Origin of the sequence: Nostoc sp. GT001 (genome assembly GCF_030382115.1) — a bacterium.
GTDB lineage: Bacteria > Cyanobacteriota > Cyanobacteriia > Cyanobacteriales > Nostocaceae > Nostoc.
The window spans coordinates 2,294,989-2,313,055 of record NZ_JAUDRJ010000003.1 but is presented as its reverse complement, the minus strand read 5'-3'; the positions used below and the strand labels follow the sequence as shown (position 1 = coordinate 2,313,055).

Annotated in this window: 16 protein-coding genes and 1 tRNA gene; 3 read left to right on the top strand and 14 right to left on the bottom strand. The window is 43.4% G+C overall.

What is annotated here, in order from left to right:
* Nucleotides 1-39: 39 nt before the first annotated feature.
* Nucleotides 40-417, top strand: a complete 378-nt coding sequence (locus QUD05_RS12755; protein ID WP_289796374.1) for a GxxExxY protein — start codon at nt 40-42, stop codon at nt 415-417.
* A 139-nt stretch (nt 418-556) separates the two neighbouring features.
* On the opposite strand, the gene QUD05_RS12750 is transcribed toward QUD05_RS12755, so the two are convergent.
* From QUD05_RS12750 to QUD05_RS12740, 3 genes are all read right to left on the bottom strand, one after another.
* Entirely contained in the window at nt 557-871 is a 315-nt protein-coding gene (locus QUD05_RS12750) for a YkvA family protein (protein ID WP_289796373.1), read from the bottom strand.
* Between the two features lie 249 nt (nt 872-1,120).
* The gene (locus QUD05_RS12745; RefSeq protein WP_289796372.1) at nt 1,121-2,842 is read right to left on the bottom strand and encodes a protein kinase domain-containing protein; all 1,722 of its coding nucleotides are present in this window, start codon (nt 2,840-2,842) and stop codon (nt 1,121-1,123) included.
* A gap of 229 nt (nt 2,843-3,071) precedes the next feature.
* Nucleotides 3,072-3,920, bottom strand: coding sequence for an alpha/beta fold hydrolase (locus QUD05_RS12740; RefSeq protein WP_289799949.1), 849 nt, complete (start codon nt 3,918-3,920; stop codon nt 3,072-3,074).
* 287 nt (nt 3,921-4,207) lie between these two features.
* Here QUD05_RS12740 and QUD05_RS12735 point away from each other — a divergent pair, with 287 nt between their 5' ends.
* The gene (locus QUD05_RS12735; protein WP_289799948.1) at nt 4,208-5,740 is read left to right on the top strand and encodes a SagB/ThcOx family dehydrogenase; all 1,533 of its coding nucleotides are present in this window, start codon (nt 4,208-4,210) and stop codon (nt 5,738-5,740) included.
* A gap of 837 nt (nt 5,741-6,577) precedes the next feature.
* Here the strand turns inward: QUD05_RS12735 and QUD05_RS12730 are convergent.
* The 7 genes from QUD05_RS12730 to QUD05_RS12700 all read right to left on the bottom strand — a co-directional run bounded on the left by QUD05_RS12730 (nt 6,578) and on the right by QUD05_RS12700 (nt 11,962).
* Nucleotides 6,578-7,306, bottom strand: a complete 729-nt coding sequence (locus tag QUD05_RS12730) for an ABC transporter ATP-binding protein (protein WP_289796371.1) — start codon at nt 7,304-7,306, stop codon at nt 6,578-6,580.
* A gap of 65 nt (nt 7,307-7,371) precedes the next feature.
* Nucleotides 7,372-7,596 (bottom strand): ferredoxin family protein, encoded by a 225-nt coding sequence (locus QUD05_RS12725; protein WP_094353237.1) that lies wholly within the window; start codon nt 7,594-7,596, stop codon nt 7,372-7,374.
* A gap of 188 nt (nt 7,597-7,784) precedes the next feature.
* Nucleotides 7,785-8,999 (bottom strand): ATP phosphoribosyltransferase regulatory subunit, encoded by a 1,215-nt coding sequence (locus tag QUD05_RS12720; protein WP_289796370.1) that lies wholly within the window; start codon nt 8,997-8,999, stop codon nt 7,785-7,787.
* On the bottom strand, nt 8,999-9,949 hold the full coding sequence (locus QUD05_RS12715) for a J domain-containing protein (protein ID WP_289796369.1): 951 nt from the start codon (nt 9,947-9,949) through the stop codon (nt 8,999-9,001). The genes QUD05_RS12720 and QUD05_RS12715 overlap by 1 nt, the downstream gene beginning before the upstream one ends.
* A 74-nt stretch (nt 9,950-10,023) precedes the next feature.
* Nucleotides 10,024-10,836 carry an inositol monophosphatase family protein gene (locus QUD05_RS12710; RefSeq protein ID WP_289796368.1) on the bottom strand — a complete coding sequence of 271 codons (813 nt, stop codon included), beginning with the start codon at nt 10,834-10,836 and terminating at the stop codon, nt 10,024-10,026.
* Between the two features lie 113 nt (nt 10,837-10,949).
* Nucleotides 10,950-11,495 (bottom strand): thermonuclease family protein, encoded by a 546-nt coding sequence (locus tag QUD05_RS12705; protein WP_289799947.1) that lies wholly within the window; start codon nt 11,493-11,495, stop codon nt 10,950-10,952.
* A gap of 98 nt (nt 11,496-11,593) precedes the next feature.
* Entirely contained in the window at nt 11,594-11,962 is a 369-nt protein-coding gene (locus QUD05_RS12700) for a 2Fe-2S iron-sulfur cluster-binding protein (RefSeq protein WP_289796366.1), read from the bottom strand.
* A 105-nt stretch (nt 11,963-12,067) separates the two neighbouring features.
* On the opposite strand from QUD05_RS12700, the gene QUD05_RS12695 reads away from it, so the two are divergent.
* Nucleotides 12,068-12,151 (top strand) — tRNA-Ser (locus QUD05_RS12695).
* Between the two features lie 438 nt (nt 12,152-12,589).
* On the opposite strand, the gene QUD05_RS12690 is transcribed toward QUD05_RS12695, so the two are convergent.
* From QUD05_RS12690 to QUD05_RS12675, 4 genes are all read right to left on the bottom strand, one after another.
* Nucleotides 12,590-14,068, bottom strand: a complete 1,479-nt coding sequence (locus tag QUD05_RS12690) for an alpha-amylase (protein WP_289796365.1) — start codon at nt 14,066-14,068, stop codon at nt 12,590-12,592.
* Nucleotides 14,069-14,181: 113 nt separating this feature from the next.
* Nucleotides 14,182-14,808, bottom strand: a complete 627-nt coding sequence (locus tag QUD05_RS12685) for a DUF1003 domain-containing protein (protein ID WP_289796364.1) — start codon at nt 14,806-14,808, stop codon at nt 14,182-14,184.
* 193 nt (nt 14,809-15,001) lie between these two features.
* Nucleotides 15,002-17,236, bottom strand: coding sequence for a glycoside hydrolase family 57 protein (locus tag QUD05_RS12680; RefSeq protein ID WP_289796363.1), 2,235 nt, complete (start codon nt 17,234-17,236; stop codon nt 15,002-15,004).
* A gap of 78 nt (nt 17,237-17,314) precedes the next feature.
* Nucleotides 17,315-17,545, bottom strand: a complete 231-nt coding sequence (locus tag QUD05_RS12675; protein ID WP_012408256.1) for a NifU family protein — start codon at nt 17,543-17,545, stop codon at nt 17,315-17,317.
* Nucleotides 17,546-18,067 lie beyond the last annotated feature (522 nt).

Sequence of the window (18,067 nt, the reverse complement as noted above, 5' to 3'; positions counted from 1 at the left end):
GCAAAGGATCGCAAAGGGAAGCGCAGAGGAACGCAGAGGATGAGAGAGAATGAGTTGAGTGGGGTGATTATTGGGTGTGCGATGAGGGTGCATACTGCTTTGGGGCCTGGTTTGTTGGAGTCGGCTTATGAGGAGTGTTTGGATTATGAGTTGAAGAAGTCCGGGTTGAGTGTTGGTAAGCAAATTCCATTGCCTTTGGTTTACCAAGATGTGCAATTGGAATGTGTTTATCGATTGGATTTGATTGTCGAAAATAAGGTAATTGTAGAGATTAAATCTGTAGAATCCTTCCACCCAATTCACTCCGTTCAACTCCTAACCTATCTCAAACTCGCAAACTGCAAACTAGGTCTTCTCCTCAACTTCAACGTCCTCCACCTCAAAGAAGGCATTAAACGCGTAGCCAACAACCTCTAACCCCTCCTCTCACTCCCTCTCATCCTCCGCGAACCTCCGCGCTTCCCTCCGCGCCCCTACCCTGCGGGAAGGCGAAGCGCCTATGCGTTAAAAAAAATATCCCCCACCTCAAATTCTAAAAGCAGGGGTTTTATTAAAACTACTTAACAGAAACAGCATCAACATCAATAGTGCTTCCACTAGAGCTAGAACCCTCAGTAGTATTAGGTACTTCAGTACCCACCTCACCCTTACGAGCTTTCCAGCCCTCAATCACTAGCCCAGACACTTCACTAACTAGCAGAGTCAAAAGGAAAACATCATCAATCTGTCCCGCAACGGGTATAAAATCTGGGAGAATATCAAATGGGCTGACCAAATAAACCAACGTTCCTAAAATTACCCACCAACGGTATTTGGGGTTACGAAGCACACTGCGATACCAGGCGTAAAGTGATTGGATTGAAAATTTCATATTTTGAACCTCCAGATTATCTTTAATTTTCGCAAATCATCCTAAAAACTCACGGTGCGAATAACCGTCCTAGTTAGTCTGGAAGACGCTACTAGTAATTTGTCAACAAAGATAAACCACTAGTAGCGGGTTCATCCCAAACAGGCAAAAGTTGTTTGTTTATAGGGCTGATTAATCGATGAGTGCTGATATCTGCTGCTCTAGCCATAAGAGATATGCCTATGTACTGATCTTACTTTGCTAGAGATTTTAGAAATTGCTCGGTATAGTCTTAAACTTCTGTGCAGATCCCAAAGAATAATCTTCTAATTTAAAATCAGCAAAAGGCTTCTTTTCTAACCTATTCCGTAGCGCCTCGTCAAGAATGACACCTGATGATTCTCTTTTAACACCAATAATTATTACACTTGTCTGATATGTCGTTAAATCCTGATTTGCCCGACAATCACTCCGTTGAAATTGACCCAAATTCAATAAGCGATAACTTTTGACGCTTGGTGTATTAATAAATAATTTTTTAACCAAAAATTGTATTTGTTTTGAACGTTCTAAAGCCACACGTTCTTGAATTAATCTATCACCTTTGCAAGAAGCTGTACCGACAGAGATAATCTCATTGGGAGCTTCCATTATATTCTCTATACCTTCTTGTTCTAAATTCAACTTCAGAAGGTCAACGCTAATAATTTCATCATTGTATTTAATTTGAAAGTTGCTACCTAAAAGCCATTTATAGTTTAGTGATAAAACCGCTATATTAAACTCAGCAATTCTTCCTTGACTATCCCTACCTTCTTGGTAAGAAAAATAATCAATATTACCTTTTTTTTCTGGATATTGTCTGTAATAAGATGTTTCAGAAAAATCTGATTTCCGCATGGCTAAAGCCACTACACTAAGCAATCCTAATATTGCTAATAAGACTGCAAAAAATGTTAATATCGGCACTTTTTCCGGCTGCTGATTTGGAGGTAATGAGTTTTTATTAATATCTACAGATAAATCTTCAAGGTTAGAATTTTCTAGAATATTACTATTTGTCGGAGTCGTGTCTGTTAATTGAGTTTCTATTTCTTCTAGGGAATGCAAAATTTCTTCAGTACTGGCAGGACGTTGTTCTATATCTGATGCTGTTAGCCAATCAATTAAATTCAATAGTAAGGGTGAAATATGGGTAGCATGATTTTGCCAGTGCAACAAATTTTGCTGGACATCATACATCTCTAAAGGATGGTGTCCTGTCAGCAAGAATACAAAAGTGCGTCCCAAAGCAAAGAAATCTGACTGCGGTACTGCTTGACCATTCATTTGTTCTGGGGCGCTGTAGCCAGATGACATAAGTGCTGTCATCTTGTCGCCGTTGCTTAGTTGGTCTTGGTAGGTTTTATTAATTTCATTGGCGGTGCCAAAATCAATCAGTACTAGATTCCCCCAACTCTGCTCAAGGGGGGATCTAATCATGATATTAGATGGCTTAATATCTCGATGTAGGTACTGTTTTCCATGCACTACATCTAAAATTTCTATCAACTGTCTTAACCAGTCTATGGCTTGTTCTTGAGATATGGGACTATTTTGCTGCTGTAGCCACTGTTCTAAGTTGTAGCCATCGATTTTTTCCATTGCAATGCAATGCAACACTAAACCATTTCGGGTTTGATACTGGAAGTAACTATCTTCTTTAGGAATTCCGGGATGCTTGAATTGTCCCAACACCGTTACTTCTTGCTGAAATAGTTCTACTGCTTTGGCGTCGCCTGATAAATCTTCTTTGAGTATCTTGAGAATTTTGGGGGTATCTTGCTCGTATGCCTCATAAACTTTACTAAAACCTGTTGTCTCACTCAACAGGCACGTTACCCGATAACGCCCTAGCAATTCTAGATGGGAACCACAACTTTGACAAAAGCGGTTTTGCTGATTATTCGGGTGATTTGGTTTAGGGCAAACAGGGTTGATACAAAGGCTCATGACAGGAGAGTGGGGAGTGGGGAGATGAGGGGGCAGGAGAGGCTGGGGAGCTGGGGAGCTGGGGAAAAGGTTAGAGGTTAAAGGTTAAAGGGAAAAGGAATAAATTTAATCTTTCCCCTTTTCCCCTTACCCTTTTCCCCTTACCCCTTTCCCTTTCCCCATGCCCAATCCCTCTAGACATCGCTCCTATTAATTCTTCTGTTGCTGTATGACTAATCCCGTCTAATAATCATGAGATTTTTGATCTGTGTTCTGCCAAGAAAGCTGCCACAGTTTGGTTAAATGTCTCTGGTTGTGTCAAAAATGGCCAATGATTGCCGGGAACTTGGTAGATACGTAAGTTTTGAAGATAGGTTTTGTAGGGTTGAATTTGCCAATTTTGGCGATTCAATCCTTGTTTTGGCTGTACGAATAGGGCAGGGGTGTCAAGGGGAATTGTAAAACCGGGCACTTGCATCACTGCCTCAAAAATGCCGTCGCGGGCGGCTATGGTAAATTTGCTGCCCCAACTTCCATCGGGTTTTTGTTCTATTCCTGCTTGGAAGACTTGCTGTTGTAAAGGACTCCATCCTTGATATTGCTTTAATTGCCGTGCTTGTTGTTCCGCTTCTTCATGGCTGGCAAAGGGCCCCATGCTTTTAAGAAAAGGCAAGAAGCGATATAACATTGGGAAAGTTACCCTGAAAAGACTGGGCATTTTCCAGATAAAAATTGGATCGACGAGAATTATACTCCGTAAACGCTTTGGGTTTTGTCTTGCCCAGATGGCGGCTAATTTTCCTGTCCACGAGTGACTTACAATATGGGCAAAAGTCCATCCAAGACTATCCATGAGTGCTTCAAGGTCTGCGATCGCACTCTCAAAGCTATAATCTATCTCTGGTTTACTACTTTGCCCATGTCCGCGCATATCTGGCGCAACTATGTGGTAATCCGCCGCCAAGTAATCTCCTAAACTAGACCACACCAAAGCATGGTCGCCTAAGCCATGTAACAGCAGTAAAGGTTCTTGACCTTGATTCCATTCTAAATAAGAAAGTTGGATATCAGGCTTTGATAAAGTTTGACGTACAGGCATCATTGCACATCCAGGCTTAGATAGTTTTGCGTTTATATGGTACTGCGAAAGAAGATGGGGAGCAGGGGAGCAGGGGAGGCAGGGGAAAAGGTTAAAGGTTAAAGGGAAAAGGAATAAATTTAATCTTTCCCCTTTTCCCCTTACCCCTTTCCCCATGCCCCATGCCCAATTCAATTGTTACCATTTACCACTTTATGACTCTGAGGATTGTACCAATTGACACGAAATAATGAGGCTAATGAATGCCAAGATCAAGAAAAGGATGCCCCAAGGATATTAAAAGTACTATGCCAGAATTACACCAATCTATTGCCCAGCATTATCACGAACGGACTAAATACAACCCTGAGACTCTCGCTTCTAAAAGTCAGCGGTTAGACTGGACTAAACAGCCAGTGCCCTTCAAAGAATACAAAATTGGCTCTACTTTTGATCTCAAACCCTATATCCAAGAAAAAGCAGAGGCTTATGCTAATAACCCAGATGCTCAATGGTGGCAAAGACTTTCACGGCTATTGTTTCGCAGTTATGGATTGACGGCGAAAATGCCTTCTATGGGTAGTGCAGTGTATTTACGCGCTGCTCCCAGTGCAGGCGGACTATACCCTGCCGAGGTGTATGTGGTTTCCCGTGGGACTTCGTTATTGCCACCTGGTCTATATAACTACCAGTGTAGAACTCATTCTCTCATGCATTATTGGGAAAGTGATGTTTGGCAAACTCTTCAAGAGTCTTGTTTCTGGCATCCTTCTTTAGAAAATACCCAATTAGCAATTATTATCACTGCGGTTTTCTATCGTTCTGCGTGGCGCTATGAAGATCGGGCTTATCGGCGGATTTTTCTGGATACGGGACACTTGTTGGGTAATATCGAGCTAGCTGGTGCGATTACTGATTATCGCCCCCATTTAATCGGCGGCTTTGTGGATGAATCGGTCAACGATCTGCTTTATGTCGATCCGCAACAAGAAGGTGCGATCGCTGTCTTACCTCTGGCAGACTTGTTAGATGTGAATCAAAATTTACCATTGGGATGTACTGCTTTACCTTCCGCCACCGAAACCAGTTATCCTCAAATCCCCGATGGCGAATTACTAACATATTTCCATCGACACACCCAGATCCAACCAGGTGTAACTGGTAATCTTAATCTACCAACTATTAAACAAGAAAAATCTTTAGAGGATAAATACAATTTTCCTTTCTGTTTAAAAATTCCCACCACCACCGCACCGATAAACTGGGGAAAAAAACTATCAGAACTGGAAACCACTATGTATAAGCGACGCTCTACCCGCGCTTACAATGGTGATGATTTAAGCTTCGATGAATTGAAAAGTTTACTCGATTTCACTTACCAACCGCAAAATTACATCGACCAAAGCTTAGATATTTCTCCAGACTACTTCGATCTAAATTTAATCGAAACATTCATTGCTGTTTGCGGAGTTAAAGGACTGGAGGCGGGTTGTTACTATTACGCACCCAAAGCCCAAGAGTTACGCCAAATCCGGTTTAAAAACTTTCGGCGAGAGTTACATTTTCTCTGTTTAGGACAAGAATTAGGGCGGGATGCCGCAGCAGTGTTATTTCATACAGCCGATTTGAAAGCTGCGATCGCACAATATGGCGATCGCGTTTACCGTTACTTACACATGGATGTCGGTCATTTGGGACAACGCCTGAATTTAGCAGCAATGCACCTGAATGTAGGCGTCAGTGGTATCGGTGGATTCTTTGACGATCAAGTAAATGAAGTTTTAGGCATTCCTGCTGATGAAGCTGTTTTATATATCACTACATTGGGACGCCCAAGATAAAAATAATCGCAGAGACGCGGAGAATCCAGAGGTTTCTTTCTCTGTCCTTTAAGTCTCTGTGCAAGCTTAAGGGGCTACAACTTGGGCTAAGCTAAAACACATCTAATTTGCAGATGAAAATTTTCTCAATATCTTGTGGGGTGGGCATCTTGCCCGCCCTGATTATGCAACTTGAATGCTGATTAGCTTAGGATGCAGATAAAATAAGCCTCATCGCTCTTTGTCCTTGTTGGTAATGTTCGACATTTAAATTGCATATACTGGACGGGCAAGATGCCCATCCCACAAGAGTTATATTTAATTCGATTATGCAAATTAGATGTTTTTTAGTTTAGTACTGGTGCTTGTTAAGATTTAGTATCAATAATTCGGCAACTAACTCGTAGGAATCTTCTATATCCATATAATCCAATATAAAAACTGCTATGACGGCGAATAAGTCCCTCCAGATTCTTTAATTCGACCGATATATTTTTGGATACCCGTACATTTAATTTATGGTTGGGGTATAAATACCCATCCATGACGTAATTCAGAGTTGCGAATTGCGAATGGGGATTTTGGTAAATCCGGGTAATTTACATTTTAGTCAATTTTTCCTAAATGAATGTCCTGTTTTGCCTCTCGACTAGCTGTAGATGTGATTAGAAACGGATTATTAGGGAGAATTCTTTGAGCATCGAAAACGACGGTCGCGGCAGTGGCAGGTAATGTTATGGCTTTTGTATTAGTTATAGATAGCGTCGGCGCAGCCCAACCTAGTCATCGCTATAGACTGGTGAAGCTCCGATATTAAGCTGGTGTTATGTTGAATGGGGCAAGAGTGATAAAAAAGGGTTAATGTCTCTTACCTGCTCCCAGATATAGCTCACCCACTTTCGGGTCATTCAACAATTCTTCACCAGGGCCGGAGATCGCATCACGTCCCGATTCTAATACATACCCACGATTAGCCATCTCTAAAGCTTTACGGGCATTTTGTTCTACTAATACGATCGCAGTACCTGCCTGATTAATTTGTTTAATCTGCTCGAACACTTGTGTCACTAAAATCGGTGACAAAGCAGCAGATGGCTCATCTAAAATCAGCAAACCAGGTTCCAACATCAAAGCTTTGCCCATCGCTAGCATCTGGCGTTCTCCTCCAGAGAGAGTACCAGCACGTTGACGACGGCGATCGCTTAATCTCGGAAACATAGTAAATATTTTATCTTTAATTGGTTTCAGGGGAACGTTAAGCACAAAAGCACCCATCTCCAAATTCTCTTCAACACTGAGAGAGGGGAAAACATTGGCGATTTGCGGTACGTAGCACATTCCTCGTTGGACAATTTCATTGGACTTTAGCCCCACGATATTTTCACCTTTGAAGGTAATTGTGCCTGTGTGGGGGATCAAAAGCCCAAAAATTGCTTTTGCCAAAGTAGATTTACCTGCACCGTTGGGGCCAATCACTGTCACCAATTCCCCTGGTGCAACCTGAAAATTCACACCTTGCAGGATATCTACATCTTTGATGTATCCAGCGTGAACATTTTGAACTTCTAATAAATAATCATTTGTCATTGGTCACTTGTCATTGGTCATTGGTCAACAGTCAAGCATAACTATTGACTGTTGACTATGGACTATTACGGAGTTTTTTGCAACTCTGGTCGTTCTTCTGCAAGAATCGCCCCTTCTACAGGGCAAACTTGGAGACAGATACCACAGTCGATGCAAGTAGCAAAGTCAATCCAGTACCAATCAGTTCCCTTGGTGTTTTTGCCTGGGCCATCATGAATACAAGCTACTGGACAGGCATCTACGCAGTCAGCAACGCCTTCACAGACTTCTGTAACAATTGTATGCGGCATGTTCTCGATTCCCTCTTTTCTGTATCGGCTCTTTCTAGCCTAGCAGGGGAGGGGGCATGGGGCAGGGGAGGCAGGGGGGCAGGGGAAAAGGTTAAAGGTTAAAGGGAAAAGGAATAAATTTAATATTTCCCCTTTTCCCCTTACCCTTTTCCCCTTACCCCATACCCAATGCCCAATTCCCAACTCACTTAACCCAATGGTTCAATTTTTGGTGAACCATCAGCTTTGATCCAGGCAATTTGGGCAATGCGGCGATCGCTTGCATATTGGCGAATCGCCTCTGCATCTCTTCCCCCCAAGTCAATTTCTACTCGCACCAAATCAGTAGAATCTCTGAGTTTTTGTGCGTAGACAAAGGCGGCGGCGTTAGCACTAGCTGTCTCTGGTGCTACCAACCAGTCAGTCGCTGGAGTTTCCTGCGGTAATTGCTGAGTAGACAACAGAACTTGGTATAAATCTTCGATACTTAGTCCAAAACCAATTCCGGGGATGTTTTCTCCTTGAGGATGATATAGCCCCAAAAGCTGGTCATAGCGACCACCACGCCCTAAAACTCTGGCTTGGGATTCGGTATCGTTGACAACTTCAAATACAATACCAGTGTAGTAATCTATGGTTTGGATCAGGCTGAGGTCGAGGATTAACGGAAATTTTTTCTCTGATTCTAGTAATTCTACTAGGGATTTGAGGTTATTTACTGCCTCTCGCTGTTCTTGATCTAGATCCAGACTACTAACTTTTTGCAACACGTCTGCACTTGGCCCACGCAAATCCATGATGGTTTGGGCGCGATCGCGGAGTTTGTCACTTAGAGGTAAATTATCTATGGTGATGCGGTCAAGATGAGCGATCGCACTGCGAACTTGATCTTGGAGATTAGCAGGAAAGGCACTCAGGAGCGATCGGGTAATTCCCGCCTCACCTAAAATTACATGCCATTCCTGCAAACCCAGTGCTGCCAAACAATCTGCTACTAACAGTAGTACTTCGGCATTCGCCAGCAATCCGCCAGTACCTAACAATTCCACCCCAGCTTGATAAAACTCTTGCTGGCGATTATGCCTACTTTCCCAAGTGCGGCGAAACACATTGGCGTTGTAATACAACCGTTGTGGATAAGTAACACCAGCCATCCGAGTCACAACAGTACGAGCAATAGATGCTGTTAATTCTGGACGTAGCCCTAATTCATCATCTTCGCCATTTTGTTGTAGTTGAATCACCATCTGACGCTGGATGGCTTCCCCCGCCATCAGGGTATCCATCCGTTCTAAAGTCGAGGTGATAATCCTGTGATATCCCCAACGATGAAACACCTGCTGTAACCGATCTTCAATCCAGCGTTTTTTCTCCACATCCAAGGGCAATAAATCCCTGGCTCCCGCTGCTGGTTGATACACCATTATTTTTTCTTCCCACCAAACAAACCACCGAACAAACCACTACCAGATTTCTCTGGTTGCTTATCTCCATTATTGGGGGATGAAGTCACCTTATGATCGCTAGGTTGTTGTCCTAAAGCCTTATCTATTTTAGGTTTCCATTGCAGAGCCGTTTCGTCACTGGGATCTAATTTTAGAGCGTTGTCAAAGTGGATTTTGGCCATTTTTAGCTGATTTTGCTTCAAATACACCATTGCAATTAAGCTATGACAGCGACTATTTTTTGGTTCTAGCTTCAGGGCCTCTTGCAACTCTACTTTGGCTGGGGAAAATTGGTTTTTATCAATCAAAGATTGAGCGCGACGAATATACTGTTCTACAATCAAGTCTTCTTTTGGTGGGGCTGGTGTTGGTGCTGTATTTTTTGGTGTATTTGGCTGAGGCGTACCTGATTGGACTTTAGGTTGAGCAGATGGTGGCGCTGCGGATGATTTACCGGCACTCCGCATTAAATACACTAAATTCAACTCACTAGCTTGGGCAATGACTTGCTGCGCTTGTTCTAAAGAATCATATTGGGTTTGGGCTAGTTTGGCGATCGCAGTTTTATAAAAATGATCGATATTACCTGCCTCAACTAACTGTTTAGCCAAGTCGGTGTTTAGAGTTACCGAAGTAGACTCTTGTACTAGACGTTTGCCAATTTGCGACAAAATTAGAATATATTCAGTGCGAGTGCGATCGCTAGCAAGTTTTTCGTAAGCCGGGTTAACCAGCTTTGATAACAATTCATTACCGAGATGTTTTTGAGCAGCAGTTTCAGTAAGACTACTGTCTGGGTGCAAACGACGAGCAACTTGGAGATAGCGTTTGCGAATCTCTTTGACATCGGCATCAACTGGAACGCACAGCACTGCGTGATGATCTATGAAATCATATTTAAATAGTCCACGATCTATTTTGAAAGACATATAGAGTTTTTGCACCAAAGGAGCAGTTAGATTGCTTTTAGTGTACCCAAAGTCTTAGGGAAAGCCCCCATCTGCTACACCCAAGCTGACAGTGGTGGAACCCGTAAAAGTTCGTTACTGAGAGAGTCGTGAATATAACTATTGGTGGCAAGAATTCTACCTGACTCAATTTTGACAGCAGTACCATCGTAGGCAGTAATTTTGCCCCCGGCTTCTTGTACCAAAATTATCCCAGCGGCAATATCCCAAGGAGAAAGTCCCCGTTCCCAGTAACCATCGACACGTCCACAGGCAACATAGGCTAAATCTAGCGATGCCGAACCGCTACGTCTAACTCCTTGGGTAAGATGGGTGAGGTGACTAAATTCTGCGTAGTTGTTATCAGAGGTTTCGCGGCGATCGTAGGCAAATCCTGTTACTAGTAGGCTTTTACTCAGTTCAGATGTTGCTGAAACCTTTATGGGCTGACGGTTACGCGTTGCCCCTAAGCCAGCAGCAGCACGGAATAGCTCATTGTGAAATGGGTCATAAATTACACCAACTTGGGGAACGCCATTAATTAACAGCCCGATGGAAACGGCAAAAAATGGGTATTGATGAGCGTAGTTGGTTGTACCATCTAGAGGATCTATTGCCCAGAGATATTCATTCTCTTGATTACCTAATTTCCCTGACTCTTCAGCGAGGATCGAGTGCTGGGGAAAGTGGCGGCGCAAAATTTCTAAAATCAACTCCTCTGAGGCTTTATCAGCAGCCGTGACTAAATCACCAGGGCGTCCTTTTTCAATAATTGCGTCTTCTAACTTACCCAAGTAACCTTGCAAAATTGCACCAGCAGCCAAGGCCGCTTCTGTAGCAATATCTAGAAAAATTTGTAGATTAGTCATTAGTCATTAGTCATTTGTCATTAGTCATTTGTCATTTGTCATTGGGAAGGGTGCAGAGGAGAAAGAAATATATTTGGTATTTTCTCCCTGCCCCCTGCCCCAATCCCCATTCTTCAAAGATTTTGGCGGCGAAACTCACCGGGAGTAAGGCGCATGGGCTTTTCTGGGTTCCAGATTCCTTGCCCCATGAGTCTAGCCCATTGTTGGGCGCGTTCTAAACGCAGGTCATACTTGTGGTTGGGCGATCGCCCCACAAACATTGCATTCCCTTGTTTGACTAATTCTTCATTTAACAACACCTTATTTTTCCACACATAAGCTAGAGTTCGCCCGATTTTGTCTTTTGCTTCTAAATCAAACTCCAGCGTTACCGATTGTTCTACACCACCAATTAGATTCTCTAACTGTTCTTTTGCTGCTTCTCCCCAAGGGCGCTGTCGCAAATCTGGTGCATCAACACCCACTAACCGCACTTGGGAAATCAAATTTGGTTGTTCAGCCATGCCTAAAACTTCCAAACTTTGCCCACTAACTACCCGTGCTACTTTCACCTGGGCTTCACTGTTTGGCAGTTGGTTTTTACCTTGACAACTCACCAACAGCAATAAGCAAGCCAAAATCGCTATTTTTCGCACCCACTCACCAAAATTTACAGGCATCAGAAATTCGGTGATTTTGAATTGTTTATCGAGACAGAATTCTGAATTCTGACTCCTGTTAGCGGTAGCGGGGCGTTTAGCCCATTCTGAATTCTTCTTCATTCCTCATCTAAGGGTAAACCCGCTTTAATTCTCCCCCTAGCAAAATAGCGTCCAAACTGGAGTTCGTAGACTTCATCTTCGTCTTGTGTCTCCATTTCTAAGTCAGAACGGGGGTAACTCACACACAACAAGGCATAACCTTGGCGACGTAAATCTGGCGACAAGCCGATCGCTTCTGGTTGGTAAATTTCTCCTGATAACACTCTCACAGCACAAGCAGTGCAAGCCCCGTTGCGACAGGAAAACGGTAGTTCCACCCCTTGTTTTTCGCCAGTGTGCAGGATGTAGCGGTCTTCTGGCACTTGTAGGGTGTGTGTTTTGCCAGTGGCGCGATCGCGAACTTTAATTGTGTATGTACGGGACATCTGGATTTGCGTTTTAGGATTGGACTTTCAGATTCAATCTAGAATATCTTTCTTTATCTTTGCATTTTTTAGAATTCTATAGTATGATCGTAACTTGTGACACCTGGAGAGGTGGCCGAGTGGTTTAAGGCGCAGACCTGGAAAGTCTGTTTAGGGAAACTTAACGGGGGTTCGAATCCCCCCTCTCCGTTTTCAGACCTAATTCTAAATATATAGTTTGAACCATAGTTCTACAAATAGTTAGGTTCAGTAAGAAGCATATCTAAAACTCAGACTAAACATTGCCTAAATTGAATCTTTTTAGGCAATGCTCAATTGCTTTATAACGGAATAATAAGGGTTGTGGCTTATCCAAAAAATACTGCTTAAATTCTCTTTTAAGCAGCATTTTGTCAAGTGCGTAACTTTCTGCATGAATGCTACTAAAACCTCGACTAAGGTGATTTCCGACAAAGAAAATACCTGTGTTAGCGAGTTTCGACAACTCTTGCAGACGCTACGCGTAGCTTGCTTCCCCGCAGGGGTACGCTCAACTCTCGATCTATGAGTTGGTTGAGCGAAGCGATGCACTGAGCCTGTCGAAGTGTCGAAACCAACGGCATCGGTATATTTATTCTTGTAAATCACCTAAGACTGTGGAACCCACACAGAAACAGAACCAGCATCGCATCGAAAATCAGCCCAGCCCTCATCATTCGTTGTCACAGGTTCGCTGATATGTTCAGTAATATCAATGTAAGTGCTGTTGGGTTGCCCAACTTCCATCCACTTAGTCCCTTCTCCTCCATTACTCAGAACTACTGCCATACCGCCAGGATGTTCTTCGTCTCCTAAGCGTGTCCAGGCGATTGTATTGGCGTGATCGAAGTAATCGTATTGGTCGCCATAGGCATAGGTTTGACGAACGTGCAAAAATTTATCAATTATCCATTTATGACTATCGAGCCAAATCTCATGCTCATTGCCATCGCTGCCCGTATCCTTGTAATTAGCACCATAGTAATCCGCATAGAAGATACAGGGATAACCCTCACTTCGCAGTAGAATCAACGCATAAGCTAACGGTTTAAACCAGCCTTCCACTACAGATTCCAACGACTGCAAGGGTTGAGAGTCATGATTGTCAACTAAGGTGACGGCTAAAGCAGGTTGCTGTTGCACCAATGTGTTATCAAATATCTGCCGCATATCGTAGTCATTGCCTTGTTTGCTGGCAGCGCTAAAGTTATAGTGCAATGGCGCATCAAACAGCAACACATCGCCACCGGTGACGTTAATGAAATGGTGCAGCGCTTCAACTTCATAAGACCAATACTCACCGACGGCAAAAAGATCGCGACCAGCCTTTTGGCGACAGTGTTGCAGCCATTCTGGGAAAAAGCCAGCTCTAACGTGTTTAACCGCATCAAAACGAAAGCCATCTATATCAGTGGTTTCTACAAACCACTCACCCCAGCGATTCAACTCCTCGCGAACTTCTGGACTTTCCATATCCAAATCGCATCCCATGAGATAGTCGAAAGCGCCTTTTTCCAGGTCAACCTGTTCGTCAAATTTTTTATCTTTGAATAGATAAACTGCGTTTTCACCTTCGTTGTAGACGTTGTAATCAACTGCGTCGAAGTGCCACCAGTGCCATTCCATATCGGAGTATTTGCCCTTCCGACCTGGGAAGGTAAAGTGAGTCCACACTTTTATTGTTTGCATCTCACCGATTGGCTCGTGGCGATTGTCTGGATTGTAAGGAGTTGCTTCTACCTCTTCGGGTTCGTCTGCACCTAACTTGTGGTTAAGGACAACATCAGCATAGACTCGAATGCCAGCAGCTTTTGCCGCCTTAACAGCAGCAATATACTCGTCTTTTGTGCCGTACTTTGTCCGAACCGAGCCTTTCTGGTCAAACTCGCCTAGATCGTACATATCGTAGACTCCGTAGCCGACATCGTAGCCACCCCCTGTTCCTTTGTATGCTGGGGGTAGCCAAACAGATGTAACACCTACATCAGCTAACTCTTTGACTTTATCTTTCAATTCATTCCAAAGATTGCCATCTGGAGGGATATACCAATGGAAGTACTGCATCATTACACCATTCAGTTGAGCCATATCTATCCCTCTGGTTAAATATACGATGAGTTGTGATTTCCGACACAAAGACTCTACATTAAGTTTTATTTTTTGTCTTTCAATAGAAACAAAAATCTATTAAAAAACTTTGCTCAGCTCATGTTGTTTTCTTCTGTGGCTGACAGTTCTTCAGCTAAGTTTTTCTGGAGTGCTTCCAATACCGCGATCGGGTCAGCTGGTTCCTGCATCGATTTCGCTTCCGAATCTTGCCGATTTATCACATTAGGCAAATCGGTACGGAGTTCTTCTAATAGAGCAATAATCTTGGCAATTTTTTGCTCGGAGAGCAGGTTAAGCTGTAGCATCAATTGCGCCCGTTGTTCGGCAAAGTTTTCTTGGCGAGTTTGTCGTACTAGTACTCCGGTTGAAATCACCAATGACGCTGCATCTAAGCCTTGACCTGACCAGCTAAACGAGGGTAGATTGAATGGCAAAAAGCGATCAAAAAAACTGCTAAAAATCCAGATAGCCAGTATGACTAGCAAACTATACAGAAATATCGATCGCCCAAAGAATGTAGCGATCGCTTCTAGTATCCGCTGGTGGACGGGAATATCTCGAACTTCCTGGGCATGAAGTGAAATAATCGCTTCAATATTTTTTGCAATCGGGTCTGGTAATGGAGCCGTGATCACTTGATTTCGAGAAGCTTTGTCTTTGAGTTTGTTAGCATCTGAACTGAAGTGTCTGTTTGCTGTCTCGTCTGCGTCATCGGTCATGCACCAACTCCTGAATCTGGATGTTACTCGATTATTGCTTATCTTCCACCGACGATGGCGCGCATCCCAATACTGCTCGATTATTTAGATTTAGAACTAGAAAAATTAAATATGATTTCCAAATCAATCGACTTTAGGGGCGTACATCTGTATGCCCCTAATAGGTATTTCGTAAAACCAAGGGTATTGAGTTCTAAGGCACTTCAATGGGAATCAAAGCATTTTCTGGCAAATAGTTGGAAAAACGCCCTTCATCTGCAAGCACCAAAATCAGACGCAGAGGATAATCTGGCGGAACTTGCAAATCTGCCCACGGTACTGCCAACTCTAAACAATTATTTAAAGCTACTTGAGCGCGGCTGAAACGGGGATGCCATTGATAATTGTCTCCAGCTTCTCGAAATTGAATCGATTGCGTCAGCAAGTTAACTTCCAGAAGATGGTGGAAATGGTAATTAAGTGGGGCTGAATCTGGTACATCTGCCAAGGGAATTGGGCTGTTCACCATTGTTTTTTCTGGATAGAACCACAACAAATTTAACTCTGCTGGAAAACCCCGCCCTGGTGCAACGCCACCTTTAAAGTCCAACCGCAAATAGAAATTTAAGTGATCTACCCCATACCAAAGTCGCTGGATAATACTGCTATTGTGCATCGTCCCCCGCGCCCCGCCGATTTCTATGCGTCCAGCTTTGTCCCAATCTTGTTCGTCACCCTTGCCATCAATGACGGGGTGAATAAAGCCTTGTGGGGTGTGGCTTTTCTGTGCTTCGTGGATTTCCAGCGGTTGCTTGAGATAGGGCGGTACAGGTTCATTTAAAGCTTTGTAAATACCAAACAGATGTTCTCGAAACAACCGATCAAAAATGGCATCCTGATTTGAGGAGTGTCCTGTACCAAACCACCAGAACCAGTCGGAACCCTCTGCGGCATACAATGCTTCCCACGCTTCTGGGTTGTTTTCTTCCGTCGCTTCGGGATGACTTGCAAGCATAATTCTAGCTTCTGTCAAGTAATCCCAAGCACGATTTTTGACGGGATCGCCGATCCAAGTGGTGAAGTTGCCATCTACCCAAGAACCACTATGTAGTTGCCCTCCGGGGATGGTGGCTGTGGCTGGAAATTCTTCCAGAAATTCGGAGACAGTGACGAGTTTGAGGTGGGGTTCATCGCTCAAACTTTGATATAAAGCTTCTAAGAAAGGTTTGCCATCTTGGGGATAAAATTCCCAGCAATTTTCCCCATCTAAGGCGATGGTAACTAGCCAAGGTTGATCACTGTGACTATCTCTTTGCATTTTAGCGATCGCTTGCAAATGTCCTACTAAATCGGCTGCTGCCTGTTTTGCTGGCATTGCACCATAAGTAAAACCAATCAAATCTGATAATCTATGGTCACGAAACACAATTGACAAGTCACCCTCGGCGGTTTGCAAGCGATAGGGTCGATACAACAGTTCTGGTTGCTCCACATTCCCCGCCCCATCCCGATGAAAAAAGTGTTTCAGCGTCCACCCTAAGACGGCTTCATCTGAGCATATCCACTTAAAACCTTGGTTAATAATATGCGGAAGTACCGCCGGACTAACTGACTGTTCCGAAGGCCACAAACCACGAGGTATCTGTCCAAAGCGGTCTTTATAGAAGTTCCAAGCTTTCCGCAAGTGGCGGGGAATATCTTCTGCCCACTCAAAGCGTTGCTTCGGTAGTGTCATATTAGGCACAGCTACCCGACCAGAATTAGTATCAGCTAGCAAGGGTAAAATCGGGTGGGCGTAAGGCGTGGTGGTAACTTCTAGCTGCCCCGACTCCTGCATTTTTCGATGTTGGGGAATAATCCGGCTGAGGATTTCTCGCTGTTTGGAATAAATGCGCTGGCGATCGCTTAAAGTAAAATTCCGTCCCTGTTTTAACCAAGCAGCAATTTCTGGGTCATCCCAAAACAGCGGATCGATCCAAGCCAAATTGTGCCAAGCTAGCAAATCGCCATAATCTGGCAATTCCCAATTTGCTAAACACCAAGCTTGTCCTTTTTCCTGCCTTTGCTGATACAACTCGGCATAGCGGGGATGAGGGTCAATCAGAGTATGGTGATTGGCATCAAAAAAGTGTTGGATAATAAATTCGCGCTGTTGCTGGGTGAGTTGCTCATTCGGTGTCAAGCTGGCTGTGAGGTAAGGGTCAAAAGCAGTGCCAGCAATATAATCTTCGAGTTGCAATATTAGCGATGGAACTAAATTCACCGTTTGGTGTAACTTAGGATACCGCTCTAAAAGCAATACCAAATCCAAATAATCTTTAGTGCCATGCAAACGTACCCAAGGAAGACGGTACTGCTGACTTGGAGATAGCGAAACGCCGCTGCCAGGAGATTTGTACAGCGGCTGATGTTGATGCCAGATAAAAGCAATGTAGAGAGGATGAGACATATAAATAGTTAGGAGTTAAGAATGAGGAGTTAGGAGTTAATTGAAAACTCATAACTCCTAACTCCTAACTCCTAACTTTTACACCACTTGTTCAATTTCTGCAATTTCGGGAATCATTTCCTTAAGGCGGCGCTCAATACCCATTCTCAGGGTCATTGCAGAACTGGGACAAGAACCACAAGCACCTTGGAGGCGCAGTTTTACAACGGGGCCATCAAGTTCTACGAGTTCCACATTGCCGCCATCAGACATGAGATAAGGGCGCATTTCATCTAAAACTGTTTCAACGTTGTCAATTGTGAGTTCCATAGTTTAGACCTGCTAAGTTAATGATGGGCATTGGGCATTGAATAATAATGATCTCTGTGCCAGATGCGGCGTTGCTCATTAACCATTATCCAAAATATTATTTTCCAGCTTTGTTAAATCGATCCTAAATCTAATTGCCGCTATATTGCCAGGTGTCAGTTTTTTATGACTTTTGACTAAACCACTGCTGGTTTTAGCAACTTGATATTAGATTAGCTGAACAATTTCTCGTGCAAGCCCTCCTACTCTACTTTAGCCTGTAAAGTACTGAAGAGAACGCAAGGAGGTAAGGACAAGGAAGCTTTTTTCCCAATACCCCTCAAGAATGCTGAGTAATGAGTACTGAGTAATGAGTGCTGAGTGCTGAGTATTGAGTTTTGATACTTGGTAATACTGGGTTTTGAGTTTTAAACTTTAAAGTTTTTTAGTAATTATTATTTAATAACCATATTAGGGATGGGGCAAAACAGTTCCGAGTTGTGAGTAAGGAATCCTACTCATAACTCATAACTCATTACTCAT